This is a genomic window from Mesorhizobium sp. WSM4983, assembly GCF_029625765.1.
In the GTDB taxonomy this organism is placed as follows: domain Bacteria; phylum Pseudomonadota; class Alphaproteobacteria; order Rhizobiales; family Rhizobiaceae; genus Mesorhizobium.
The window spans coordinates 1-253 of the sequence record NZ_JARTVM010000055.1; the positions used below are offsets into that span (position 1 = coordinate 1).

A 253-nucleotide genomic window follows, 5' to 3' on the forward strand; every position below is an offset into this window, starting at 1 on the left:
GTCTCTTTGCACTTGTCCACAAACATCTGTTCAGAGTTCGCGCGATCTTGGCAGAAATTGTGATAGGCCAGATCCCCGTAGGTAGTGCCTTGGCCGAAGTGCAGGCCGTTGTCCAGAGGATAGCACGGGTCAATGATCTTGGACGGGTAGACAAGCCCGAGGTTGAATCCCTGTTCTTTCACCCGCCAAGTCAACTCTTCGGCGCAGTCTCCCCGATGGGTGTGGTCGAACGTGGGGCGGCCCAAACTGAGAT

General features: G+C 55.7%; 1 protein-coding gene. It reads right to left on the bottom strand.

From position 1 onward, the window contains the following. Positions 1 to 253, bottom strand: a 253-nt coding sequence (locus P9254_RS28915) for a hypothetical protein (protein WP_278103930.1), incomplete at both ends; no start/stop codon positions are given.